The 23,086-nt window shown below is 72.2% G+C and carries 21 protein-coding genes; 8 read left to right on the top strand and 13 right to left on the bottom strand.

Features of this window, described 5'->3' with window-relative positions:
• Window positions 1-32: 32 nt before the first annotated feature.
• From AC3CF1_RS16485 to AC3CF1_RS16495, 3 genes are all read left to right on the top strand, one after another.
• Complete coding sequence (locus AC3CF1_RS16485; protein ID WP_488450787.1) at window positions 33-1,394, top strand: lytic transglycosylase domain-containing protein; 1,362 nt, start codon at window positions 33-35, stop codon at window positions 1,392-1,394.
• 75 nt (window positions 1,395-1,469) lie between these two features.
• Complete coding sequence (locus tag AC3CF1_RS16490; protein WP_354981867.1) at window positions 1,470-2,486, top strand: GNAT family N-acetyltransferase; 1,017 nt, start codon at window positions 1,470-1,472, stop codon at window positions 2,484-2,486.
• Window positions 2,487-2,580: 94 nt separating this feature from the next.
• Window positions 2,581-5,859, top strand: coding sequence for a lamin tail domain-containing protein (locus AC3CF1_RS16495; protein WP_488450788.1), 3,279 nt, complete (start codon window positions 2,581-2,583; stop codon window positions 5,857-5,859).
• A 59-nt stretch (window positions 5,860-5,918) separates the two neighbouring features.
• Here the strand turns inward: AC3CF1_RS16495 and AC3CF1_RS16500 are convergent, their stop codons facing one another.
• The 6 genes from AC3CF1_RS16500 to AC3CF1_RS16525 form a co-directional block, all read right to left on the bottom strand.
• Window positions 5,919-6,440, bottom strand: coding sequence for a helix-turn-helix transcriptional regulator (locus AC3CF1_RS16500; RefSeq protein WP_141911296.1), 522 nt, complete (start codon window positions 6,438-6,440; stop codon window positions 5,919-5,921).
• 576 nt (window positions 6,441-7,016) lie between these two features.
• Window positions 7,017-8,000, bottom strand: coding sequence for a porphobilinogen synthase (hemB, locus tag AC3CF1_RS16505; RefSeq protein ID WP_488450789.1), 984 nt, complete (start codon window positions 7,998-8,000; stop codon window positions 7,017-7,019).
• A 20-nt stretch (window positions 8,001-8,020) separates the two neighbouring features.
• Window positions 8,021-9,601, bottom strand: coding sequence for a bifunctional uroporphyrinogen-III C-methyltransferase/uroporphyrinogen-III synthase (locus tag AC3CF1_RS16510; protein ID WP_141911299.1), 1,581 nt, complete (start codon window positions 9,599-9,601; stop codon window positions 8,021-8,023).
• Window positions 9,598-10,566, bottom strand: a complete 969-nt coding sequence (gene hemC / locus AC3CF1_RS16515) for a hydroxymethylbilane synthase (RefSeq protein ID WP_355160101.1) — start codon at window positions 10,564-10,566, stop codon at window positions 9,598-9,600. The genes AC3CF1_RS16510 and hemC overlap by 4 nt, the downstream gene beginning before the upstream one ends.
• Window positions 10,563-11,960, bottom strand: coding sequence for a glutamyl-tRNA reductase (locus AC3CF1_RS16520; RefSeq protein ID WP_354981706.1), 1,398 nt, complete (start codon window positions 11,958-11,960; stop codon window positions 10,563-10,565). Before AC3CF1_RS16520 ends, hemC begins: the two co-directional genes overlap by 4 nt.
• Complete coding sequence (locus AC3CF1_RS16525) at window positions 11,957-12,727, bottom strand: redox-sensing transcriptional repressor Rex (protein WP_088950335.1); 771 nt, start codon at window positions 12,725-12,727, stop codon at window positions 11,957-11,959. The genes AC3CF1_RS16520 and AC3CF1_RS16525 overlap by 4 nt, the downstream gene beginning before the upstream one ends.
• A gap of 372 nt (window positions 12,728-13,099) precedes the next feature.
• Here AC3CF1_RS16525 and AC3CF1_RS16530 point away from each other — a divergent pair, with 372 nt between their 5' ends.
• A complete protein-coding gene (locus AC3CF1_RS16530; protein ID WP_099848826.1) occupies window positions 13,100-14,404 on the top strand; it encodes a sensor histidine kinase in 1,305 nt (434 codons plus the stop codon).
• 112 nt (window positions 14,405-14,516) lie between these two features.
• Window positions 14,517-15,170 carry a response regulator transcription factor gene (locus tag AC3CF1_RS16535; RefSeq protein WP_088950337.1) on the top strand — a complete coding sequence of 218 codons (654 nt, stop codon included), beginning with the start codon at window positions 14,517-14,519 and terminating at the stop codon, window positions 15,168-15,170.
• On the opposite strand, the gene AC3CF1_RS16540 is transcribed toward AC3CF1_RS16535, so the two are convergent.
• The 3 genes from AC3CF1_RS16540 to AC3CF1_RS16550 are packed head-to-tail and all read right to left on the bottom strand — an operon-like array spanning window position 15,151 to window position 16,279.
• Window positions 15,151-15,813 (bottom strand): HAD family hydrolase, encoded by a 663-nt coding sequence (locus AC3CF1_RS16540; protein WP_354981707.1) that lies wholly within the window; start codon window positions 15,811-15,813, stop codon window positions 15,151-15,153. The genes AC3CF1_RS16535 and AC3CF1_RS16540 overlap by 20 nt on opposite strands.
• Before the next feature lie 20 nt (window positions 15,814-15,833).
• Window positions 15,834-16,088: a glutaredoxin family protein gene (locus tag AC3CF1_RS16545; protein ID WP_030329740.1), complete on the bottom strand. Its 255-nt coding sequence runs from the start codon at window positions 16,086-16,088 to the stop codon at window positions 15,834-15,836.
• Entirely contained in the window at window positions 16,061-16,279 is a 219-nt protein-coding gene (locus AC3CF1_RS16550) for an AMP-binding enzyme (RefSeq protein ID WP_488450790.1), read from the bottom strand. Before AC3CF1_RS16550 ends, AC3CF1_RS16545 begins: the two co-directional genes overlap by 28 nt.
• 571 nt (window positions 16,280-16,850) lie before the next feature.
• Here AC3CF1_RS16550 and AC3CF1_RS16555 point away from each other — a divergent pair.
• From AC3CF1_RS16555 to AC3CF1_RS16565, 3 genes are all read left to right on the top strand, one after another.
• Window positions 16,851-17,804: an ECF subfamily RNA polymerase sigma factor, BldN family gene (locus AC3CF1_RS16555; RefSeq protein WP_354981708.1), complete on the top strand. Its 954-nt coding sequence runs from the start codon at window positions 16,851-16,853 to the stop codon at window positions 17,802-17,804.
• Window positions 17,805-18,085: 281 nt separating this feature from the next.
• Entirely contained in the window at window positions 18,086-18,964 is an 879-nt protein-coding gene (locus tag AC3CF1_RS16560) for a DUF5667 domain-containing protein (RefSeq protein ID WP_374224941.1), read from the top strand.
• A 128-nt stretch (window positions 18,965-19,092) separates the two neighbouring features.
• Window positions 19,093-19,962: an HAD family hydrolase gene (locus AC3CF1_RS16565; protein WP_354981710.1), complete on the top strand. Its 870-nt coding sequence runs from the start codon at window positions 19,093-19,095 to the stop codon at window positions 19,960-19,962.
• 1 nt (window position 19,963) lies between these two features.
• Here AC3CF1_RS16565 and AC3CF1_RS16570 read toward each other — a convergent pair whose 3' ends face one another.
• The 4 genes from AC3CF1_RS16570 to AC3CF1_RS16585 form a co-directional block, all read right to left on the bottom strand.
• Complete coding sequence (locus AC3CF1_RS16570) at window positions 19,964-20,821, bottom strand: lysophospholipid acyltransferase family protein (RefSeq protein ID WP_088952038.1); 858 nt, start codon at window positions 20,819-20,821, stop codon at window positions 19,964-19,966.
• A 296-nt stretch (window positions 20,822-21,117) separates the two neighbouring features.
• The gene (locus AC3CF1_RS16575) at window positions 21,118-22,191 is read right to left on the bottom strand and encodes an NAD-dependent epimerase/dehydratase family protein (RefSeq protein ID WP_328369914.1); all 1,074 of its coding nucleotides are present in this window, start codon (window positions 22,189-22,191) and stop codon (window positions 21,118-21,120) included.
• 122 nt (window positions 22,192-22,313) lie between these two features.
• The gene (locus tag AC3CF1_RS16580; RefSeq protein WP_007465623.1) at window positions 22,314-22,415 is read right to left on the bottom strand and encodes a 30S ribosomal protein bS22; all 102 of its coding nucleotides are present in this window, start codon (window positions 22,413-22,415) and stop codon (window positions 22,314-22,316) included.
• 270 nt (window positions 22,416-22,685) lie between these two features.
• A complete protein-coding gene (locus tag AC3CF1_RS16585; protein ID WP_007465625.1) occupies window positions 22,686-22,895 on the bottom strand; it encodes a helix-turn-helix domain-containing protein in 210 nt (69 codons plus the stop codon).
• Window positions 22,896-23,086 lie beyond the last annotated feature (191 nt).

Below are 23,086 nucleotides of genomic sequence, written 5' to 3' on the forward strand. Positions count from 1 at the left end.
GCATTCGGCGGGGCATGGGTGATACTCGAAGGGTGGTGGACGGTGAGGACGACACGCGTGTGCAACCGTTACGACCGGCCGCGCCGTTGGACGGCCCACTGGAGGGCTCGGGGGCCGCGCCCGATCCGGTGCGCGCGGTGCCCCGTCCCCGCAGGCCATGGCTGAGCGGACGGTCCGGGGCTGGGCCGACCACACCAGCGGCCACACCCGCACCGACCGCCCCCGACCCGGCCGCGAAGGTCGAGGCCACCACGGTCGCGGACCCGAAGACCGCGGACCCGAAGACGGCGGACCCGAGGACTGCGGACCCGAAGACAGCGGACGCCACGGTGGAGGACGCGAAGGCGGACGCCGTGGCCGACGATGCGAAGGCCACCGCGGATCCGGCGAAGACCATGGTGGACGGCGTACCCGTCGTGCCGGCGTCCGGTCCCGCCCGGCGGCGGCGGGTGCCGTTCGCGCACGCAATACGGCTGGAGCCACGCCGGGCAGCGGCCTCCGCGGCCCACGCGACCCGCGCCTGGGCTCGTCGGCCGAGCGGTCGACTCACCCTGCCCGGTGTGTTCCTGCTGGCGCTGGTGGCCGCGACCGCGGCGGCCGGTGCGCTGCTCGTGCCGGCCACCATCCGCGCGCCACGCCCGGTCGCGGCCGACTCCTCCGCCACGCCGGCCGTACCGCCAGCGGCCCCGTCCGGCTTCCCCACCGGCCCGCTGCCCGCCGGGCCGGTGCCGACCGGCCCGCTGCCCAGCGGTGGGCTGCCCGGTGGCGGCCTCCCCGGCAGTGGGCTGCCGACCGGGCCCGCCATCGGGCCGGTGGTCGGGGGTCGACCCTCGGACGCTCTGGCCGGTTGGGCTCAGCAGGTCGGCGCCAAGGTCGGTGTCCCCGCGACCGCCATGCAGGCGTACGGGTACGCCGAACTGGTGCTCGCCCAGACCAACCGCAGCTGCGCGTTGAGCTGGACCACGCTGGCCGCGATCGGCAAGGTCGAGTCGGGGCACGGCTCGGCCAACGGCGCGCGGCTGGGACCGGACGGCATGGCGCTGCCGAAGATCATCGGGCTGCCTCTGGACGGCAAGGACGGCCGGATGCGGATCATCGACACCGATCGTGGGGCGCTCGACGGAGACCCGGTCCTCGACAAGGCGATCGGGCCGATGCAGTTCATCCCGACCACCTGGCAGGAGATCGGCGCGGACGCCGACAACGACGGCAAGAAGGACCCGCACGACCTGGACGACGCCGCCCTGGCAGCGGGAAACTACCTCTGCAAGGGTGGCCGAAACCTGAGCATTCCGGGCGACTGGTGGAACGCGATTCTCTCCTACAACGACGTGCGGCGCTACGCCCAGGACGTCTTCGACACCGCGAACCAGTACGGACGGGCCAGCCGCTAGTGAAGTGATCGTCTCGATACGTTGGAGAACTGGACACTTCCCCCCGGCCTCTGTTAGCGGCAAGCTAGACGGGTGATGGTGCGCGAGTGGGACCCCAGGACCGCGTCGTCCGCCGAGATCGCTTCGCTGCTGGCGACGCTGAACGCGGTCCTGGCGGCCGATCTGCCGCAGGACCCGCCGTGGCGGGAGACCTCGCTGCGGGAATACCTCGCCGAGGTGATGCCCGGCGAGCGGCGGATCTCCTGGATCGCCCAGGCTGAGCCGACCGACCCCGGCGACCCGGGCGCGGTGCTCGGCCAGGTGCACGTGCTGCTCCTCGGTGACATCGGCGTGCTCGAGGTGCTGGTGCACCCGTCCGTGCGGCGCAGCGGTCTCGGTCGTGACCTGGTGTTGCGCGCCGCCCGCCGGGTCTACCAGGAGGGCTTCCAGTCGATCGGGGTGGAGGTGGTCGGCGACACGCCGGCGGTGGCCTTCTACGAGTCGCTCGGCTTCGCCCGGGAATACGTGGAGACCCGCAGCGTGCTCGACCTGACCGCTGTCGACTGGGCCGAGCTGGCCGAGATGGCGACCGGCATCGGGGCGGGTTACCACCTCGAGTTCTTCCCCGGCGGGCCACCGGATGACCTGATCGAGGCGTACGCGCGGGCGAAGGCCGAGGTGCGCGACGTCGACGACGGTGAGCTGCGCCCCAGCTCCTACGATCCGGAGCGGCTGCGCGACAGCCTCGACACCCTGCACCGGCGGGGCATGAAGCCGTACATCGTGCTCGCCCGGCACGAGCAGAGCGGCGAGGTGGCCGGCCTGACCGAGGTGGTGGTCCCGGCGCAGCACCCGACCCGTGCCGACCAGTACGACACGATCGTCGCGCAGGACCACCGGGGCTACGGCATCGACCGGGCGATCAAGGCTCGGATGCTGTTGGAGCTGCGCTCCGCCGAGCCGGAGCTGATCGAGGTGCAGACCTGGAACGCGCAGGCCAACGAGGCGATGTTGAAGGTCAACGCGGAGTTGGGTTACCGGTCCGACCGGGACTGGTGCGAATACAGCGTGGACGTCGCTGAGCTGGTGCACCGCCTCGACCCACCCCGCTGAGGGAATTCACGAAACTGTCCACTTGGGGATGGACGGCGGACAGCCGCGCGCCTTAACGTGCGTTCGACCCCCATCCACCCATCGTGGAGGCCCTATGCGCCCGCGCCGCTCAATCGCCGCGCTCGCGACCGCCACCGCCGCCGTGACCATCACGGCGCTCGGCGTCGCACCCACCGCGGCCAGCGCCGCGCCCACCGACCTGTTCATCTCGGAGTACGTCGAAGGCTCGTCGAACAACAAGGCGATCGAGCTGTTCAACGGCACCGGCGCCGCCGTGGACCTGACGGCCGGCGGCTACCAGTTGCAGCTCTACTTCAACGGCTCCACCACGGCCACCACGATCGCGCTGACCGGGAGCGTGGCCGCTGGTGACGCGTTCGTGTTCGCGAGCGCCTCCGCCGGGGCCGCCATCCTCGCCCAGGCCGACCAGACCAGCGGGGCGAGCCTGTTCAACGGTGACGACGCGATCGTGCTGCGCCGGGGCACCACAGTGCTCGACTCGATCGGTCAGGTCGGGGTCGACCCGGGCACCGAGTGGGGGGCCGGCACGACCAGCACCGCCGACAACACCCTGCGCCGGCTGCCGACCGTGGCCGCCGGCGACACGGACCCGTCGGACGCGTTCGACCCGGCCGCGCAGTGGGCGGGCTTCCCGGTCGACACCTTCGACGGGCTCGGCGCGCACACAGTCGACGGCGGGGGCCCGGTCGACGTGCCGGCCACGCTGACCTGTGGGGGGCCGTTGGTCACCGCGGCGGGCACGGCCGCGACGCGCGAGGTCACCGCCACCGACCCCGATGACACGGTCGTCGATCTGGCGGTGACGGGGGTCAGCCCGACCCCGACGAGCGGCTCGATCACCCGCACCGCGTTCACCCCCGCGGAGGGGTTGGGCGGCACCGCCCGCGCGACGGTCGGCACCAGCGCCGACCTGACCGCCGGGGCGTACACCGTCACCCTGACCGCGACCGACGCGGACGGTGGCACCGCCAGCTGCGCGCTGGTCGTGCAGGTGACCCGGGAGCTGACCGTCGGCGAGGTGCAGGGTCCGACCACCGACGCCGAGTCCGGTCCGGCCGACCGGTCGCCGCTCGCACCGGCGAGCGGCAACGGCACGAGCAGCACGATGTACGACGTCCGCGGCGTGATCACCCAGTTGACCCTGGCGCGGACCTCGGCAGGGGCGGAGCAGCACGGCTTCTTCCTCCAAAGCCGCACGGGCGACACCGACGGAGACCCGACCAGTTCGGACGGCATCTTCGTGTTCATGGGCACGTTCACCTCACTGGTGGGCGGTTATGTCCCGACGGTCGGCGACGAGGTCGTGCTGCGGGCCCGGGTGTCGGAATACTTCGGCTTCACCCAGCTCTCCGGCGCCTCACTGGTCCGCCGGATCGCTGGCGGGCTGGCCGTGGACACGGCGGTCGAGGTCACCGACGCGGTGCCACCGGCCGAGGTGACCGATGCGCAGCGTTTCTGGGAGCGGCACGAGGGCGCCCGGATGCGGGTACGCGCGGGCAGCGGCGCGGTGAGCGGACGGGACGTCTTCTCGTCCACTGCCGACGCCGAGCTGTGGGTGGTGGACCGGGACGATCCACTGCTGGACCGCGCCGACCCGTACACCCGGCGGGTCTTCCGTGATTCGCACCCGCTGGACAACGACCCGACCCGCCGTTTCGACGACGGCAACGGCCAGCGGACGCTGCTCGGCAGCATGGGTGTGAAGGCCACCGCCGGGGACAGCGCCGCGCTGCTCCCGCCGGCGCACACCTTCGACACGCTGCGCGCGGACGCGGTGGGCGGGGTCTACTACTCGTTCGAGAAGTACGGCGTCCAGGTCGAGCGGGCGGAGTTCGACGCCGGGGCCGACCCGTCGAAGAACAACCCGCCCAAGCCGGCCGACCGGTCGCACGAGGTGGCCGTCGCCACCTACAACGTGGAGAACCTGTACGACTACCGGGACGACCCGTTCGACGGCTGTGACTTCACCGGCAATGCCGGCTGCCCGGGCGTCAACCCGCCGTTCGACTACGTGCCGAGCAGTGAGGCGGACTACCGGCAGCAGCTCGCTGCTCTCGCCGACCAGATCGTCAAGGATCTGCACGCACCGGACCTGATCCTGGTTCAGGAGGCCGAGGACCAGGACATCTGCACGGTCTCCGGCACCACGTTGAGCTGCGGCGACACCGACAACGCGGACGGCGCTCCGGACAGCATCCAGGAGTTGGCGCTCACGGTGGCGGCAGCCGGTGGGCCGGCGTACGCCGCTGCCTATGACCGGACCGGCGCGGACGCCCGCGGGATCACCGCCGCCTTCCTGTACCGCACGGACCGGTTGTCGCTGGCGGCCGCGACGGCGGACGACCCGCTGCTGGGTTCGGCACCGACCGTCCAGTACCGCTCTGCGGGGTTGCCGGCCAACGCGGACGTGCAGAACCCGAAGGCCCTCAACGCGGTGCTGCCGTCGGACGTGGACACGTCGACCGGTCGGGACGGCAGCAACGTCTTCACCCGCGCTCCCCAGTTGGGCAAGTTCACAGTGGCCGCCGCACCCGGCTCGACGGAGCGGTTCACCCTGTACGCGCTCAGCAACCACTACTCCTCGGGCCCGGACAGCCGGGTCGGACAGCGGCGGGAGCAGGCGCGCTACGGCGCGGCGATCGTCACCGCGATCGAGGCGGCCGACCAGGCCGCCCGGGTGGTCTACGGAGGGGACCTGAACGTCTTCCCCCGCCCGGACGATCCCATCGCGACCGGCAACCAGCCCACTCCCTCGGACCAGCTCGCACCGCTCTACGAGGCGGGCCTGCACAACCTGTGGGACAACCTGGTGGCAGACGTGCCGGCGTCGGCATACTCGTACAGCTTCGAGGGGCAGGCGCAGACGCTCGACCACCTGTTCGTCAACGACGCGCTCTACGGCGACCTGGTGCAGGTGCGGGCCGCGCACATCAACGCCGACTGGCCGGCGGAGTTCACCGGCGACGGGTCGCGGGGTTCCAGCGACCACGACCCGCAGGTGGCCCGGTTCCGGTCCCGGGCGTCGTTGACCGTCGCCGACACGGCGGTGGTCGAGGGCAACCAGGGCACCAGGCAGCTCACCTTCACCGCCACGGTGTCCCGGCCGCTGTCCCAGCCGGTGCTGCTCTGCGCCACGACGGTCGGCCTCACGGCGCAGGGTGGTGCGGACTTCGACCCGTACGCCGGTTGCAAGGTGTTGGCGGCCGGCCAGACGTCGGTGGCGTTCCCGGTGTCGGTGCGCGGTGACCGTAAGCGAGAGGCGGACGAGAAGCTGACACTGCTGGTGGCCGGGGTCCCTGGTCTCCGGCTGGCCGACCCGCTCGCCGTCGGCACGATCACCAACGACGACTGACGTCACGTTTTCCCGGCGGGGCCCGCAGATCCGTTCCGGATCGGCGGGCCTTGCTGGTGTCAGGGTGAGACCACCCCGCGCGGGGGCCACGGCGGTCGGGGCAGGTGCCGGTGTTGAGCCACACGCACCTCCCACTGGCTTCGGCGCCGCATCGCGTCCCGAACTGCCCGGTTGCGGTAGAACGTCTCGGGCGGGCGGGCCAGCCCGTAGATGTCCGCCCACCATTCGCCCGGCTCAGGGTCGAGAATGGTGTCGAGGTGCGACGGGTAGCGACGCTCCGCGCCGTTGTACGTGTCCTGCCAGTCCTGCATCGGTTTGAGCACCCGCCCGAACTCGTCCACCACGGCCAGCCGGCAGCCGAGCACACCGATGATGCGCCGGAGCAGGACGATGCTCGGCACCATGCGGCCGGCCTCGATCCGGCCGATGGTGGCATGGTGCACACCCGCCCACCGGGCCAGTTCGCGCTGGCTCAGGTCGGCGCGACGGCGGACCGCCCGGACGATACCGGCGGCAGGCCAGGGCGCGTCGGAAGGCTCGCTGAGCAGGACCGGCTCGGCTGAGGCTGACGAATCACTCATGCCGTCACCGTCTCGCCTGGTGGAGCCGGCCGCAATCCCGCTTACCGTGCCTGTGGATAACCAGCTGACCTGTGGACATCGTCCACGGCCCGGCGGATCACTTTCCGTGCTCGCGGCACCAATTGCACCGCCACTACAGCGCGTTACGGGGCTTTACGCTGCTCCGTCGAGCAGCCAGACCAGGCCCAGACACGCCACCGGGCTGACCAGGGGAATCCCCATCCTCGCCAGCAGACACACCACCCCCCGCCCGCCCCCTTTGCTCTGCAGCTCAATATGCACCGAGAGCGGAGGGTGAGCGTCGCCGTCGTGGGTGCAGAGCAAAGGCGGGAGGGGAGGTGGTGGTGGCGGCTCGTCAGATGGTTACGCTCCGCTAGCCGTTGTTGCCGGCAGGACCGCAGGCCGCAGGCCGGTCGATCCACAGGCCGGTCGATCCACGAGCCGGTATGGCCGAGAAGCTCAACCGCGCCGCCCGCCGGCGGGACACGCGGTCAGGACGCGCCGGCCGTGCGCAAGCCGGTGCCGCGCCCGCCCCCACACGCTAGGAAGACAGCGCAGTCAGAGTTGAACCTGGGGTCAGTAGCGCTGGCGCAGCAGCCCGGCGGCCTCGACCGCCCAGTAGGTGAGGATGACCTGCGCGCCGGCCCGCTTGATCGAGGTGAGCGTCTCCAACATCACGCGCTCCCGGTCGATCCAGCCGTTCGCGGCAGCAGCCTCGACCATCGCGTACTCACCGGAGACCTGGTAGGCGGCGACCGGGACGTCCACCGCGGCCCGCACCGCCGACACCACGTCGAGGTAGGGCAGCGCCGGCTTGACCATCACCAGGTCGGCGCCCTCGGCGACGTCCAGCGCCACCTCACGCAGCGACTCGCGCAGGTTGGCCGGGTCCTGCTGGTAGGTGCGTCGGTCGCCCTCCAGCGCCGACTCCACCGCCTCGCGGAACGGGCCGTAGAAGGCGGAGGCGTACTTCACGGCGTACGCCAGCACGGCGACATCCTGGTGCCCGGCGGCGTCGAGCGCCCGACGCACCACGCCGACCTGGCCGTCCATCATCCCGGACGGCCCGACCATGCCGGCCCCGGCGGCGGCCTGGGCCACCGCCATCTCGGCGTACGCGGCCAGGGTGGAGTCGTTGTCCACCTCGCCGTCGGGGGTGAGCAGGCCGCAGTGCCCGTGCGAGGTGAACTCGTCCAGGCACAGGTCGCTCATCACCACCGTGTCGTCACCCACCTCGGCCACCACGTCGCGGATGGCGACGTTGAGGATGCCGTTCGGGTCGATGCCGCCGGAGCCGGTCGGGTCCCGCCGTTCCGGCACACCGAAGAGCATGATCCCGCCGACGCCGGCCTGGACCGCCTCGGCCGCCGCCTTGCGCAGCGAGTCCCGGGAGTGCTGGAGCACCCCCGGGAGCGACCCGATGGCCCGCGGCTCGGGCAGCCCTTCCTTGACGAACATCGGCACGACCAGCTCGGCCGGGTCGACTCGGGTCTCCGACACCAGCCGGCGGACCGCCGGGGTGCGGCGCAGCCGGCGGGGCCGGATCTCGGGGTACGACATGGAAGGGCCTCCTCGAACGACTACCGGAAGCGCAGAGCGGTCGGGCCCTGCACCTTCGAGCCGCGGCGCTGCTTGGCCGGCATGGCGGCCAGCTTCTCGCGCAGCTCGACGGCGTAGGCGGCGAGCGCCTCCACCAGGTCGGGCACCGAGGCGTGTGGCGGCTGGACGTCGACCCGCAGGCCGAACTCCGTCGCGGTCTCCGCCGTCTTGGGCCCAATGACGGCAACAACGGTCCGGGCGTGCGGCTTCCCGGCGATGCCGACCAGGTTGCGCACGGTGGAGGACGAGGTGAAGAGCACCGCGTCGAACCCGCCCGACTTGATGGCGTCCCGGATCTCGGCGGGCGGCGGCGCGGCGCGCACCGTCCGGTACGCGGTCACGTCGTCGACCTCCCAGCCGCGCTCGGTGAGCCCGGCGGCGAGCGTCTCGGTGGCGATGTCGGCGCGCGGCAGCAGCACCCGGCCCACCGGGTCGAGGATCTCGTCGTGCGGGGAGAACTCGGCCAGCAGCCCCTCGGAGGACTGCTCCCCGGTGGGGATCAGCTCCGGCTGGATGCCGAACGCGCGGACCGCGTCCGCCGTCGCCTCACCGATGCAGGCGATCTTGACGCCACCGAAGTGCCGGGCGTCCAGACCGTGCTCGGCGAACTTCTCCCAGACCGCGCGGACCGCGTTCACCGAGGTGAAGATCACCCAGGCGTACCGGCCGTCGACCAGGCCCTTGACCGCACGCTCCATCTGCGCCGGGGTACGCGGCGGCTCGACCGCGATGGTCGGCACCTCACACGGGATCGCCCCGTACGCGCGCAGTCGGGCGCTCATCACGCCGGCCTGCTCCTTGGTGCGGGGTACGAGCACCTTCCAGCCGTACAGCGGGCGGTTCTCCCACCAGCTCAGCTTGTCGCGCTGACCCACCCCGACACCGACGGTGAGGACCACCCGGCCGGTGAAGCCGAGCGCGGCGGCCACGAAGCTGTCCACTGTCGACGTGGTCGTGTACTGGGTCTCGCCGGTGCCGTCGCCGGTCACGCCGACGCCGGTGGTGCCGTCGACCCCGGCGGCGAGCAACCCGTCCCGGACGGCGGCGAGGTCACCGGCGTCCACGGCGAGCGCGAGCGAACCCCGGCCGACGGCCGTGGCCAGCGCCTCGAAGTCCAGTGCGCTGACGTCCTCGACGTCGGCAGCCGTCCGCACACCCGGCAGCGGCACACCGGCGTAGGTGGCCACACCCTCGGCCTGGCCGACGCCGGGCACCACCTCGAAGTGAGCGGCGGTGCGGGCGACGGCCTGCACCTCCTTGACCACCGAGTCGTGGCCGAACGGGTCGCCGGCGACGAGGTGCACCGCGTTCAACCCGGAACGGGCCGCGGAGATCAGCACCTTCGCCACGTCCCCGGGCGCGCCCTCGGCCGGCGTGAACTCGGCATCGTCCCTGGCATCGGCACGAACGACGGCGAGCAACGACTCCGGGACTCCCCGGTCGTAGATCACCTGGTCGGCGTCGACCAGGGCGTCGTGTGCCCGACGGGTCAGCAGACCTGGGTCACCGGGGCCAGCCCCGACGAACGCGATACGGCCGACGGGCTTACGGGTGCGGGTCATTCTGTGCTCCCAAATTGCTGGGTCCCCGGGCCGGTGTGTCCTTCGTGGCCGAGGATCGAGTCGGCGCCGAGGTCGAGGAGTTCGGCGGCGAGTGCCTTACCGATCTCCGCCGCGTCGGCGGGCGTTCCGGTGCGGGACAGCCGGAGGTCACGAGTGCCGTCCGGACTGATCACCGCCCCGCGCAGGTAGATCTCATCGCCGTCGTCACCTTCGGCGAGTTCGGCGTAGGCGGCGACGGGTGCACTGCACCCGGCCTCCAGTGTCGCCAGCAACGCGCGTTCCGCGGTGACCGCGGCGCGCGACGGTGCGTGGTCGAGCAGCGCGAGCAGCCCGACCAGGTCCTGGTCATCGACCCGGCACTCGACCGCCAGCGCACCCTGGGCGGGTGCGGGCAGCATGAGCATCGGGTCGAGGGTCTCGGTGATCGTGTCGGTCCGACCGATCCGGGCCAGCCCGGCCCGAGCCAGCACGACCGCGTCGAGGTCGGCCTCGGGGCCGAGCACCCGCGCCAGGCGGGTGTCGATGTTGCCGCGGATCGGGGTGACCTCCAGTTGCAGCCCGAGGGCGTGCAGCTGGGCGATGCGGCGCAGCGCGCCGGTGCCCACTGTGGCACCGGGCGGCAGCTCGGCGAGCGTCCGCCCGCCCTGGGCGATCAGCGCGTCGCGCGGGTCCTGTCGGGCCGGCACCGCCGCGATGTGCAGCCCGGCGGCGGCGGCCGTGGGCAGATCCTTGTAGGAGTGCACCGCGAAGTCGATCGTCCCGGCGGTCAGCGCGTCGCGCAGCGCGGAGACGAACACCCCGACGCCGAGCCGGTGCACCGGCGCGTTGGAGCGGTCGCCAGCGGTGATCACCTCCACCAGTTCGACCGGGCGGCCGGTGGCGGCGGTCAACGCCTCGGCGATCTGGCTGGACTGTGCCATCGCCAGGGCGCTGCCCCGGGTGCCGAGGCGCAGGGGGGCGGTCATCGCGCACCTCCGGTGGGCGGGGTCGGCTCGGCGGCGTCGGCTCCGGACACCGGGTCGGTGCCGAGCAGTGCCGCGCCGAGGTCGGGGGTCAGCACGTCCGGGACGGTGTCCACCGGAGAGGTCTGCGGGACCTCGAGATCGAACAGCTCACGCAGCAGGGCCGCGTACTGGTCGCCGCCGGGCTCCGCGGCCAACTGGCGCACCTTGACGGTGGGCTGGTGTAGCAGTCGCTGCACCACCCGGTGCACGGTGCGGGCCACCTCGGCCCGCAGGTCGTCGCCGAGGTCGGGGCGGCGCTGGGCGAGCCGGCGCAGCTCGGCGGTGACCACGTCGTCGGCCCGGCCGCGCAGCGCGGCCACGGTGGGTGCCACGTCGGCGCCGCGCAGCCAGGTGAGGAAGCCCTCCACCTCGGCCAGCACGATCCGTTCGACGGCGGCGGCGTCGGCAGCCGCCGGACCGTCGGCGAGCAGCGCCGCCATCCGGTCGATGTCGATCACCTCGACGCCGGGCAGCTCGGCGACACCATCCTCGACGTCGCGCGGGACGGCCAGGTCGAGCAGGACCAGCGGGCCCCGGGCCGGGTCCCGCTCGGCCAGCGCCGCGCTGACCACCGGACGGGTGAGGACCGGTTCGGTGGACGCGGTGGCGGCCACTACGATGTCCACTGTGGAGAGGGTGTTGGCCAGCTCGGTCATCGGCGCCGCACTCGCCCCGTACGACTCGGCGAGCCGGACGGCCCGGTCGGCGCCCCGGTTGCTGACGGTGAGGGGCCCGGCGCCCAGCCGGGACAGCGTGGCCACCCCGAGCGAGCCCATCGCGCCGGCACCGACCACCAGGGCCGGGTGGCCGGCGAGGTCGCCGTCGAGGTGCCCGGCGGCGAGCTCCAGCGCGGCGGTGACGACGCTCTGGCCGGCCCGGTCGATGCCGGTCTCGGCGTGGGCCCGCTTGCCGACCCGCAACGCCTGCTGCATCAGCTCGTGCAGCAGCCGGCCGGCCGAGTCGGCGCCGGTGGCCCAGTGGTATGCGTCGCGCAGCTGCCCGAGGATCTGCGCCTCACCGACGACCATCGAGTCCAGGCCGGTGGCGACCCGGAAGACGTGGTCGACGGCGGCGGTGTCGTAGTGCACGTACAGGTGGCTGGCGAGCGCCGCCGGCGGGCTGCCGGCCTGCTCGGCCAGGACGGCGCAGACGTCGCCGAGCCCGCCGTGGAAACCGGACACGGCGGCGTAGACCTCCACCCGGTTGCAGGTGGAGACGATCACCGCCTCGGCCACGTACGGCTGGGCGATCAGGCGGTCCAGGGTGCGGGTCAGGTCGGCGGGGGGCACAGCCAGCTGCTCCAGCGTGGCGACCGGGGCGGTCCGATAGGACGCGCCGACGACGAGCAGTTTCACGTGCCGATCGCCTCCTGGGTGTCGGTGGCCGCGAACCCGCCCGGCAGGGCGGTGAGAGCGGACCCGCCGGTGGCGGGCAGCGCGGTCAGCGATGCCTTGCGGTGCTCGTGGAAGGACAGAATCTGCAGCTCGATAGCGAGGTCGACCTTGCGTAGGTCGACCCCCTCCGGAACCGAGAGTACGCACGGTGCGAAGTTGAGGATGCTCGTCACGCCGACGGCGACCAGTTGGTCGGCGACCTGCTGGGCGGCTGCGGCCGGGGTGGCGATCACGCCGATCGCCAGGGATTCCTCCGCAGCGACCGTCGGCAGGTCGTCGACATGCCGGACAACCAGGCCGTTGATCTCCTCACCGACCCGGGAGGGATCGGCGTCGAGCAGTGCGGCGATCCGGAAACCCCGGCTGGCGAAGCCGTCGTAGCCCGCCAGGGCGTGACCGAGATTACCCACGCCGACCAGGGCGACCGCCCGGCGTTGAGTGAGCCCGAGCACAAACTCGATCTGCTCGATCAGCAGCGCGACGTCGTAGCCGACGCCCCGGGTGCCGTACGAGCCGAGGTGGGAGAGGTCCTTGCGGAGCTTGGCGGAGTTGACACCGGCGGCGGCGGAGAGGCCCTCGCTGGAGACAGTCTCGTGCCCGGTGTCGGCGAGGTTGTGCAGCGCGCGCAGGTACTCCGGGAGCCGAGCGACGGTCGCCTCGGGCAGATCCGGTAGCGCCGGTACGGCACCGGCGCGGCCGGGCGCGCCTGGGTGACGGTGCTGACTCATGAGACTCCGTGCGGTGCGATCCTCGGCCAACTCCGCTGGTCGGCCGCTTATGGACTCCCGCTGGCGACCGAGATTGCCGGCTGTGCTAGCAGGGCGCGTCGGAGTCACAGAGTAGGCGCTTGTGAAGACGTGCACAAATCGCGATCTTGCCGCTGCGCCACGCAACCTCACCAGCACCTCCATTCCGCAAGATCGATCCGACGGGCCTCCGCTCACGCCACCCGGGCGATTATTGCTCAATCCCGACTTCTCTGACCAATCCCGCGCCGAGCCTCACAGGGACCGTCCCCCCAGGTGGTAGGGGCAGCACTACGGGGGAGAGGCAGGGCTTCGGGATGGGGACCCGAAGCCCGAATGCCTAGCCTTTTGGGCATGACCGCCGTTGCCGCCACCAGCGACCAACCGACGCTGGCACCGAGCATCCCCCGCCAACTCTTCGTCGACTCCGGGTACGTGCTGCTCGGCCTGCCCCTGGCGGTGGCCAGCTTCGTGGTCCTCATCGTCGGCACCGCGGTCGGCATCGGCCTGGTGGTGACGGTGGTCGGCCTGCCGATCCTCAGCGGCACCCTGTACGCCGCCCGTGGGCTCGCCGACATCGAGCGGCTGCGGCTGCCCGCGGTGCTCCGGCAGCCCCGGATCCGGCCGCACTACCGGCTCCCCGAGGCGGGCGCGAACGCCTGGCGGCGGATCTTCGTGCCGATGCGGGACGCCCAGTCCTGGCTCGACCTGGCGCACGGCATCCTGCGGCTGATCGCGGCGGCCGGCACCTTCGTGGTGGCCCTGGTCTGGTGGGCCGGAGCGATCGCCGGCTCGCTGTACTGGGCCTACGACTGGGCCCTTCCCCGAGCCGACGGCGAGGGTGACAAGGACCTGGCCCAACTGCTCGGCCTGGGCGACTCGACCACCGCCCGAATCGGCCTGAACACCGCGATCGGGGTGTTCTTCCTGATCACCCTGCCGATCGTGATCCGGGGTTGCGCGCTTCTCCAGGCCAGCTTCGCCAAGGCCATGCTGACCGGGGTGGCCGAGATGCGCGACCGGATCACAGTGCTGGAGGAGCAGAAACGGGCCGCCGTATCCGCCGAGGCGTCCGCGCTGCGCCGGTTGGAACGCGACATCCACGACGGCCCCCAGCAGCGCCTGGTGCGCCTGGCGATGGACCTCAGCCGGGCCCGGATGCAGCTCGCGTCCGACCCGGAGGCGGCCGGCCGGACCATCGACGAGGCGGTCACCCAGACCCGGGACACGCTGGCCGAGCTGCGGGCGCTGTCCCGGGGCATCGCCCCGCCGATCCTGGTCGACCGGGGCCTGCCCAGCGCCCTGGCCGCGATCGCCGCGCGTGGGCTGATCCCGATCGAGCTCCAGGTGGATCCGCAGCTCGGCACGCCGGGCGGGCGGCTCGACCCGGCGGTGGAGAACACCGCGTACTTCGTGGTGTCCGAGGCGCTGACCAACGTCGCCAAGCACGCCCGGGCCACCGAGGCCGTGGTGGCCGTCGCCCGGCAGGGCGCCCACCTCCAGGTGCGGGTGGGCGACGACGGTCAGGGCGGCGCACACCTGGCCAAGGGGCACGGGCTGGCTGGCATCGCCGACCGGGTCCGGGCCGCCGGCGGTGAACTGGTGGTGGTCAGCCCGGCCGGCGGCCCCACCGAGATCCGCGCTGAGCTTCCCCTGTGAGCGCGAGGAGTGAGCCGGGTTTGCGAGCCCCGCAGTCGCGAACGAAGGAGATGCTGTGATCAGTCCCGCGCCGCGCCCCCACCACGGGCCGGACGTGGTAGACAACACAGCCATGCGCATCGTGATCGCGGACGACGCCGTCCTGCTCCGGGAGGGGCTGGTCCGGCTGCTCACCGAGAGCGGCCACCAGGTGGTGGCCGCCGTCGGCGACGGCGACGCGCTGGTCGAGGCGGTGGTGGAGCACCGCCCGGACGTGTCGATAGTCGACGTCCGGATGCCGCCGTCGCACACCGACGAGGGGCTGCGGGCAGCGGTGGAGGCACGCCGGTTGGTGCCGCGTACCCCGATCCTGGTGCTCTCCCAGTACGTCGAGGTCTCGTACGCCGATGATCTGCTCGCCACCACCGGCGGTGCCGGCGGCGGGATCGGCTACCTGCTCAAGGACCGGGTGGCCGCGATCGACGAGTTCCTGGACGCGCTGCGCAGGGTGGCGGCCGGCGGCACGGTGCTCGACCCGGAGGTGGTCGGTCAGCTCTTCGCCCGGCGCCGCCGCGACGACCCGCTGAGCGAGCTGACCCCCCGCGAACGCGAGGTGCTCGCCCTGATGGCTGAGGGCCGCTCGAACACCGCCATCGCCCGTTCCCTGGTGGTCAGCGACGGCGCGGTGGAGAAGCACGTGCGCAACATCTTCACAAAGCTCACCCTGCCGCCCGACACCGAACAGCACCGGCGGGTGCTGGCCGTCCTCACCTACCTGCGGAACTGATCTCCCGGGCCAGGGTCACCGCGTCGGTGAGCGTGTCGGCCACCGGGTGACCGGAGTCACGCAGCCGTGCCGGGTCGGTGAACCCGCCGGTGTAGAGCACCGCACGGCCGCCCACCGCGAGGGCCGCGTCCGCGTCGTCGATGGAGTCACCGATCAGCACCACCGAGGCGCCGTCCACGCCCAGCTCGGTGAGGTGCAGCTGGAGCGACTCGGCCTTACGGCCGCCGCCGACCGTGGCCCGCAGCCCGTCGACCCGGGCGAAGTGGCCGGTCAGCCCGTACGTGTGCACGGTCGGCACCAGCTCCTCGTGGAACCACATGGAGAGCAGGCTCTGGCCGCCCGGCCAGGCGGCCATCGCGGTGCGCGCGTCGGCGGCCAGCTCACAGGTGGTCAACCCGGTGCGGTACGCGTCGTGGAAGATCCGGTCCAGTCGGCCGAACTCGTCGTCGTCGACGGCCTGGCCGAGCACCTCGGCGTAGTACTCGGCGATCGGTCGGCGGAACCGCACCCGGTGCTCGTCAAGGGTGACCGTCGGCCCGCCCAGGCTCGCGAACACGACGTTGGTGGCGGACACCACCAGGCTGAGGTCGTTGAGCAGGGTCCCGTTCCAGTCCCACACGAGGTGGGGGCGCGCAGGGGTCATCAGAGCACCTTAGGCACCGCTCAGAGCTGCGGGGTGGTCAGGTCCCGCAGCAGCCGGTCCTCCTCGACCCGCCAGTAGCCGTGCTCCTTGCCGTCGAGCATCACCACGGGCAGCCGGTCCCCGTACTCCCGCTCCAGCCCCTCGTCGCCGGTGACGTCCCACTCGACCCACTTGTCGCCGGTGACCGCCACCACCCGGTCGAGCGCGGCCTTGGCGTCGTCGCACAGGTGGCAGCCGGGTCGGGTGATCAGGGCGAGCCGGGCGTCAGTGGCCATCGGTTACCTCCGTGCGGGTGTCGGCGGGTGCGGGTGGGTCGGCTGGCGTCGCCGGCCGGATGGACCTTTTTACCTTGCCGAGCACGGCGGCAGGGCGCCGGCACCACGTACGCCCGCACAGTCTCGCCGGTCCTCGGGTGCGGCACACCCCGTACCGCCGACTCGGGCACCCCGGGGTGCCCGGTGAGCACCTGATGACCGGTGACCTACGGCGAAGCGCGCCGCGGCCGCGGGCTCCACCGGCGCCGCACTGCGAAAGTCCCATGAGCGGGACTCACCTGTGTGCCGTCGGCGGGCCGGCCAGGTCCTGTCGATGGGACGGGCGGCACCGTCCACAGACGCCTCGGCAGGCGGGCGCGCCACCCGGCGCGCCGGCCCAGCTGAACGGGCAATCAGCCCCCGACCAGGTGATCCATCCTGGAACACCGCGCCGACGCAAAGTCAAACGCACACGACGGACAACCGGTCCGCCATCGGTGCGGCGGAGGGGGAAATACTTCCGCCTTGTGTAACGGACTTGCCACGCGCGGGTGACGTTGGCCCTATCATCACTCGGGTCGGCTCACCCCATTTGCCGTGAGTCGACACCCCTCAGCCCGAGGAGGCCCCCGTGCCTGTGAGCGCATTGGACCAGCACCTCCAGGGGAATTGCCGCCCGCCGGCAACTCCCATGACCGTCCTGCCCGACCGGGATCCCGGTCGGCCCGTCCCGATGACCTACAGACCGGCCCGTCCGGTGGCCAACGGGACGGGGGCAGCCCGGTGACCACCTTCGGTTACGCGGAACGCCCGCTCGGCCTGACCGGTCAGCCGGCCCGCTCCCACGTCAACGAGCGGCCGATGGCCCGTTCCCCGCTGGACGAGTCAAACGGCACCGCCGTGCGGGGCGACGGCGCGGCGCATCGGACACGCAGCCGGCCACACCACAACGAACCGACGCCACGGCCCGCGGTGCCGGGCGGAAACGGTGGACCGCCCGGGGGTCGCGTCGCCGTACCGCCCCGGCCGTTGCCAGCGCAGGGTCGACGGGTCAGCGACACACCAGCGGTGACCACCGACCCGGCGGCGGGTGAGACAGCGGTGATCCCGGCAGTGCCGGCCACCACCGCCACCACCCCGACCGGCTTCCCGAGCCGCCCGGACCCGTCCGACCCGGCCACCGAGGTCTGGACGCTGATCGAGCGGGCCCAGGCCGGCGAGTCCGAGGCGTTCGGTCTGATCTACGACCGGTACGTGGACACCGTGTTCCGGTTCGTCTACTTCCGGGTCGGCAACCGGCAACTCGCCGAGGACCTCACCTCGGACACCTTCCTGCGCGCGCTCAAGCGGATCGGCAGCTTCACCTGGCAGGGCCGCGACCTCGGCGCCTGGCTGGTGACGATCGCCCGCAACCTGGTCGCGGACCACTTCAAGTCGGGCCGCTACCGGCTGGAGGTCACCACCGGCGACGTGCTCGACGCCGACCGGGAGGACCGGGGCCCGGAGGGCAGCCCGGAGGCCGCGGTGGTGGAGCACATCACCAACGTCGCGCTGCTCACCGCCGTGAAACAGCTCAACCCGGAGCAGCAGGAGTGCATCGTGCTCCGCTTCCTCCAGGGCTTCTCGGTCGCCGAGACGGCCCGTGCGATGGGCAAGAACGAGGGCGCCATCAAAGCCCTCCAGTACCGGGCGGTTCGCGCCCTGGCCCGCCTCCTTCCCGACGGCTTCCAGCCGTAGATTGTTTCGGCGGGGCCGATGGACGCCGATCAACGTCCTTGCAGGTCAGAGTCGGTCCCGCCCGGTGACGACGATCACTTTCTGTAATTTCCGGCCCGCCAGGCCCGTAACCCGTGCCCGGTCCGCCGCGTTTCTCCGGGTGCGACCGGTGGATGTCCTGGCAGGCCCGGGACACCGAGGTCCGACCGGCACGCCGGCGGCACCTCACCTCCGTGGTGTCACACTGCCGCCCGGTCGCTGGCAACGACCGCGGCCGACCGGCCGTGACCAGCGAGAGGGAGGTGCCTGCGGTGGACAACATCCTCTTCTCCCGCCGGCGCGCCGAGCGCTTCGCGCAGCTTCTCGACGAGGCCAACGGCGCTCGACGACACCACGTGCGATCCCGGGTGGACGGTCAACTCGCGCCGCTCGTCGCGGTGGGTCAGCAGCTCACCGTCGACCCTCCGGCTGTCGAGGTGAACCCGGACTTCCGTACCGGCCTGCGGGCAATGCTGCTCGCGACCGCCGAACGCGAAGGACTGGGCACCGCACCGGCGGCCAGCGAACCAACCACCACGACGACGACCCGCGGGCGGCTGCTTCCGGCTGTCACCGCTCGGCGGGCCCGAGCCCGGGGCGCGATCCTGATCGGCATCGCGGCCGGCGCCATCGCGGTCTCCGGCATCTCCGCCGCCAGCGAGAACGCCGTGCCCGGCGACGCGCTCTACGGCATGAAGCGCTCGACCGAACGCGCGCAACTCGCCCTGGCCAGCTCGGACATCAGCCGCGGCCAGCTCTTCCTGGACTTCGCCCGGACCCGGGTCGGTGAGGCCGCCAAGCTGCGCGGCGACCGGATCGGCTACAGCGCGGTCCTCGACGACATGGACGCCGACACCCGGCAGGGCGTACGCCTGCTGACCGCCGCCGCCGTGCAGCGGGCCGAGCCGGGCAGCCTGGACACACTCAACACCTTCGTCTCGGGGCAACGCCGGGCGGTGAGTGGCCTGCTCGACGGGGGCACCCGCGCCGACCGGGCCCGGACCCAGCGGTCGCTGGTCCTCCTGGACACCATCCGGGAACGTTCGGATGCACTGCGTGCGGCAATCGCCTGCGGCCTCCCGGCCCCGACCGCCAGCGACACCCTCGGCCCTAACCCGAGCGCCTGCCCCGGGGCGCGCTGACCCGCACCCCCTATACCGCAGGTCCGACCGGCCGCGCCACAGTTCGTTCTGTGCTCGGCCGGTCGACCGTATCCGGCGGCTACCCTTCGCTGGGAGGCATCCGTCGTGCCGGTGAGGAAGGGAGTCGCGTGGCGCGCAGCCGTAAGGTGACGGTCAGCACCGACGCCGAGGGGCACACTGCGGGCTGGGCGGAGACCGACCTGGCCCCGGCCACCGCACCGGATTCGACGGCCGCGGCGTTCTTCGACGTGGACAACACCATGATGCAGGGCGCCTCGATCTACTGGTTCGCCCGTGGGCTCGCCTCCCGCAACTACGTCACCACCTCCGACCTGGCCCGGTTCGCCTGGCAGCAGCTCCGGTTCCGGCTGCTGGCCCGGGAGCACGCCGGTGACATGTCGCTGGCCAAGGAGGCCGCGCTGGCCTTCGTCCAGGGCTGGCGGGTCGACGAGGTGGAGCACCTCGCCGAGGAGATCTTCGACGAGATGATGGCTCCCCGGATCTGGGCCGGCACCCACCAGCTCGCCCGAGGTCACCTGGGCGCCGGCCAGCGGGTGTGGCTGGTCAGCGCGGCCCCGGTGGAGATCGGCCGGGTGATCGCCGCACGGCTCGGCCTGACCGGTGCCATCGGCACGGTGGCCGAGATCGCCGACGGGGCGTACACCGGGCGGTTGGTGGGTGACCTGATGCACGGGCCGGCGAAGGCCGAGGCGGTCACCCAGCTCGCCGCTGTGGAAGGGCTCGACCTGACCCGCTGCGCGGCCTACAGCGACTCGGCCAACGACCTGCCGCTGCTCCGTGCGGTGGGCAGGGCGGTGGCCGTCAACCCGGACGGCAGCCTGCTGCGGCAGGCCCGCCAGCACGGCTGGGAGGTACGGGACTTCCGCACCGGCCGGCGCGCGGTCAAGATCGCCGTGCCGTCGACCGCGGCGGCCGGTCTGGTCGCCGGCGCGGTCACCGCCGGCCTGGCGTTGCAGCGCCGTCGCCGCGCCGACTGACTCAGGGGCCGAACGGGTCGGGCCGTCGCTCCAGCAACGTGTGCAGGGTCTGCTGGATGGTCTCCCGCACCTGGTCGGCGAGGTTGAACACCACCAGCGGGTCGTCCGCCGAGTCGGTCAGGTGGGCCGTCGGGATGGGCGGGCAGAACTCGATCAGCCACTTGCTGGGCAGCGGCACCATGCCCAGCGGACCGAGCCACGGGAAGGTCGGCGTGACCGGGAAGTAGGGCAGCTTGAGCAGCCGGGCCAGGGGCTTGATGTCGGCGAGCATCGGGTAGATCTCCTCGCCACCGACGATGGCGACCGGCACGATCGGGGTGCCCGTGCGCAGCGCCGCCGAGACGAAACCGCCCCGCCCGAACCGTTGCAGCTTGTACCGGTCGGCGTAGAGCTTGCCGATCCCCTTGAAGCCCTCCGGGAACACACCGACCAGGTCTCCCCCACCGAGCAGCCGCTCGGCGTCCGGGTTGCAGGCCACAGTGCCGCCGGTCTTGCGGGCGAGCTCGGACACCACCGGCATCCGGAAGACCAGGTCGGCGCCGAGCAGCCGTAGGTAGCGGTGGGCAGGGTGCTTGTCGTGCAGCGCAGCCGAGAGGATCAACGCGTCCAGCGCCACCGTGCCCGAGTGGTTGCCGACCACCAGTGCGGGCCCGTCGACCGGCACGTGCTCCACCCCACTGACCTCGGTGCGGAACCAGTCCCGGTAGAGCAGCCTCAGCAGCGGGTGGAAGACCGCGTCGGTCAACTCCGGGTCGAAGCCGAACTCGTCGACCTCGTAGTCGCCGGCGAGCCGTCGACGCAGGAACGCCAGGCCGTTGGCGACCTTGCGGTCCCAGTGGTCCCCAGGCCGGTCCGCCACGGCCGGCGGTGTGCCACCCGGCGTGGATGCGACGACCGGGCGCCGCGTCCGCGCCGACGGGCTCGTCGGTGGCCGCGGTGTCGACCTCGTCGGCCGGCGTGGGCGTCGGTGTCGGGGCGACCTGCGCCGCCGGCCGATGACCGTTGCGCCGCGCCGGGTCCGCGTCCGTTGCTGGCGACTGCTGGGGTACGTCGAAGCGCCCGACCCCCTGCGGGTCACGCCCCTCTGCCGGCCCGGTCATGACGCCACCTCGGTTCGCGACTGCGCGGCTCGTACAACCGGCTGACTCCTCGCGCTCATGGCCGCTCCTGAACCGCGGAGCGGACCTGCCGGATGCCGTCCAGGACGAGTTGCTCGGCAACGGCCAACTGACCCCGGGTGACCACGACCCCGCCCTGGTGGGCGCGGATGAAATCCTCGAACGCCTTGGCGGTGGAGCGGGGCGTGAAGCCGTACTCCTGCTCAAGCCGGCTGGTGTCGACCACCCGGCCGTGCACGAAGAGGTCGACCTGGTCCAGGCCGTAACGGCCGAAGCCCATGGTGCGGGCCAGCGCGGCGGCACCGGAGAGGCCCGGTTCCAACACCGGCACGGCCACCCGTCCGGCTCGCCGGATCGCCTGGGACAGCGACAACACCCCTGGGCCGGCGACGTTGTACGTGCCCGGGTGATCTTCCACGATCGACCGGTGCAGCACCTCCAACGCGTCGTCGAAGTGCAGGAACTGCAGACGGGGGTCACGGCCGAAGACGGTCGGCACGAAGGGCTGCGCGAAGTAGCGGGTCAACGTGGTGTCGGCGGTCGAGCCGATGAACGGCGCGAAGCGCAGCACCGTCGCGGTGACGTCGGACCGACGGCGCCGGAAACCACGGACGTAGCCTTCAAGGTCGAGGATGTCGCGGCCGAACCCGCCGCGCGGGACCTCGCGTGGCTCGGTCTCCTCGGTGAAGACCGCCGGGTCCCGGAACGACACCCCGTACGCGGCGGTGGACGAGCGGACCACGATCTTGCGCAGCCGGGGTGCCCGTTGGCACGCGGCCAGCAGGTGCATGGTGCCGATGACGTTCTGGTCCTTCATGGCCGACCGGCCACCGTGCTGCGGGTCGGGAGAGCTGACCAGTGCGAGGTGCACCACCGCGTCGACGTCCAGGTCGGCGAGGAGCCCACCGAGCGCATCGTTGTCGACGCGGATCCGTTCGACCCGGTCGAGCAGGTCGGTGAACTCGGTGCCCGAGTCCGGTGCGTCCACGCCGATGACCCGCTCGATCCGCGGGTCGGCGGCGAGTCGGGCCGCCACGTGGGCACCCAGATAGCGGCCGACCCCGGTGACGACGACGACCCCCGGAGCACCTGAGGTGCCACCGGGGGTCATCTGACGCACCTACCCCGGCAGGATGGACCGAGCCGGGACGACCACGGCCTGATCACCTGAGCCTCCGGGGGTCGACAGTTTGGCAAGTGACGCCGAACGCCGGGCTCTGAGCCCGGCGGCGATCACTTGCCGAGACGGCGACGCTGGACGCGGGTCTTGCGCAGCAGCTTGCGGTGCTTCTTCTTAGCCATGCGCTTACGGCGCTTCTTGACCACCGAGCCCATACGACAGCCTTTCGATACAACGTTCGGGGCGGACCGGATGACACCACGCAGGTGGCGACGGCGACCGCTTGCGGACAACGGACCGGACCAGTCTGGGCGGCGGGGCGCACCGGTGGGGTCTCGGTCGGGCTCCAGGGTAGCCGGAGAGCGTCAGCCGGACCAACGCGCCCCCGTCGGGGCCACCTTTCGCTCGCGACTGGGGGGCTCGCAAGCTCACTCCTCACGCTCACCGATGCCGGTCACGTGGCATCTGGAGGGCGGAACGGTGGCTCAGGCGGTTTCCTGAAATGCACCCCGAAGATATTCGTGCACCGCATGCTCGGGCACCCGGAATGAGCGGCCGACCCGGACGGCGGTGAGCTCACCGCTGTGCACCAGTCGATAGACCGTCATCTTCGACACCCGCATGACCGTCGCCACCTCAGCGACGGTCAGGAACTTGACCTCCGACAGCCGTCCGTCGGACTGCGACCCGGCCATGGCTCACCGACCCATCCCATGCCCGGCGCGTGCCAACCCGACGGATGCTCCGGGCCGGGCCGGCGACGCGCGTGTTACCAGTACGGTAGCGGGGCGGTTGTGACCGGCGCGATCCCTTCGTACAACTGATCATGCTTCGATCGCTGGTTCACCCGATCCGTGCTCCCGGTATCTGCCCGCCTGCGACCGCC

It is taken from the genome of Micromonospora sp. MGP-C2, from assembly GCF_057766525.1.

Bases quoted from the DNA above. Each gene is read 5' to 3' on its own strand.
- AC3CF1_RS16490 (WP_354981867.1), top strand. From the start codon at position 1,470: ATGGTGCGCGAGTGGGACCCCAGGACCGCGTCGTCCGCCGAGATCGCT.
- AC3CF1_RS16495 (WP_488450788.1), top strand. From the start codon at position 2,581: ATGCGCCCGCGCCGCTCAATCGCCGCGCTCGCGACCGCCACCGCCGCC.
- AC3CF1_RS16500 (WP_141911296.1), bottom strand. From the start codon at position 6,440: ATGAGTGATTCGTCAGCCTCAGCCGAGCCGGTCCTGCTCAGCGAGCCT.
- hemB (WP_488450789.1), bottom strand. From the start codon at position 8,000: ATGTCGTACCCCGAGATCCGGCCCCGCCGGCTGCGCCGCACCCCGGCG.
- AC3CF1_RS16510 (WP_141911299.1), bottom strand. From the start codon at position 9,601: ATGACCCGCACCCGTAAGCCCGTCGGCCGTATCGCGTTCGTCGGGGCT.
- hemC (WP_355160101.1), bottom strand. From the start codon at position 10,566: ATGACCGCCCCCCTGCGCCTCGGCACCCGGGGCAGCGCCCTGGCGATG.
- AC3CF1_RS16525 (WP_088950335.1), bottom strand. From the start codon at position 12,727: ATGAGTCAGCACCGTCACCCAGGCGCGCCCGGCCGCGCCGGTGCCGTA.
- AC3CF1_RS16530 (WP_099848826.1), top strand. From the start codon at position 13,100: ATGACCGCCGTTGCCGCCACCAGCGACCAACCGACGCTGGCACCGAGC.
- AC3CF1_RS16535 (WP_088950337.1), top strand. From the start codon at position 14,517: ATGCGCATCGTGATCGCGGACGACGCCGTCCTGCTCCGGGAGGGGCTG.
- AC3CF1_RS16540 (WP_354981707.1), bottom strand. From the start codon at position 15,813: ATGACCCCTGCGCGCCCCCACCTCGTGTGGGACTGGAACGGGACCCTG.
- AC3CF1_RS16545 (WP_030329740.1), bottom strand. From the start codon at position 16,088: ATGGCCACTGACGCCCGGCTCGCCCTGATCACCCGACCCGGCTGCCAC.
- AC3CF1_RS16575 (WP_328369914.1), bottom strand. From the start codon at position 22,191: ATGACCCCCGGTGGCACCTCAGGTGCTCCGGGGGTCGTCGTCGTCACC.
- AC3CF1_RS16580 (WP_007465623.1), bottom strand. From the start codon at position 22,415: ATGGGCTCGGTGGTCAAGAAGCGCCGTAAGCGCATGGCTAAGAAGAAG.
- AC3CF1_RS16585 (WP_007465625.1), bottom strand. From the start codon at position 22,895: ATGGCCGGGTCGCAGTCCGACGGACGGCTGTCGGAGGTCAAGTTCCTG.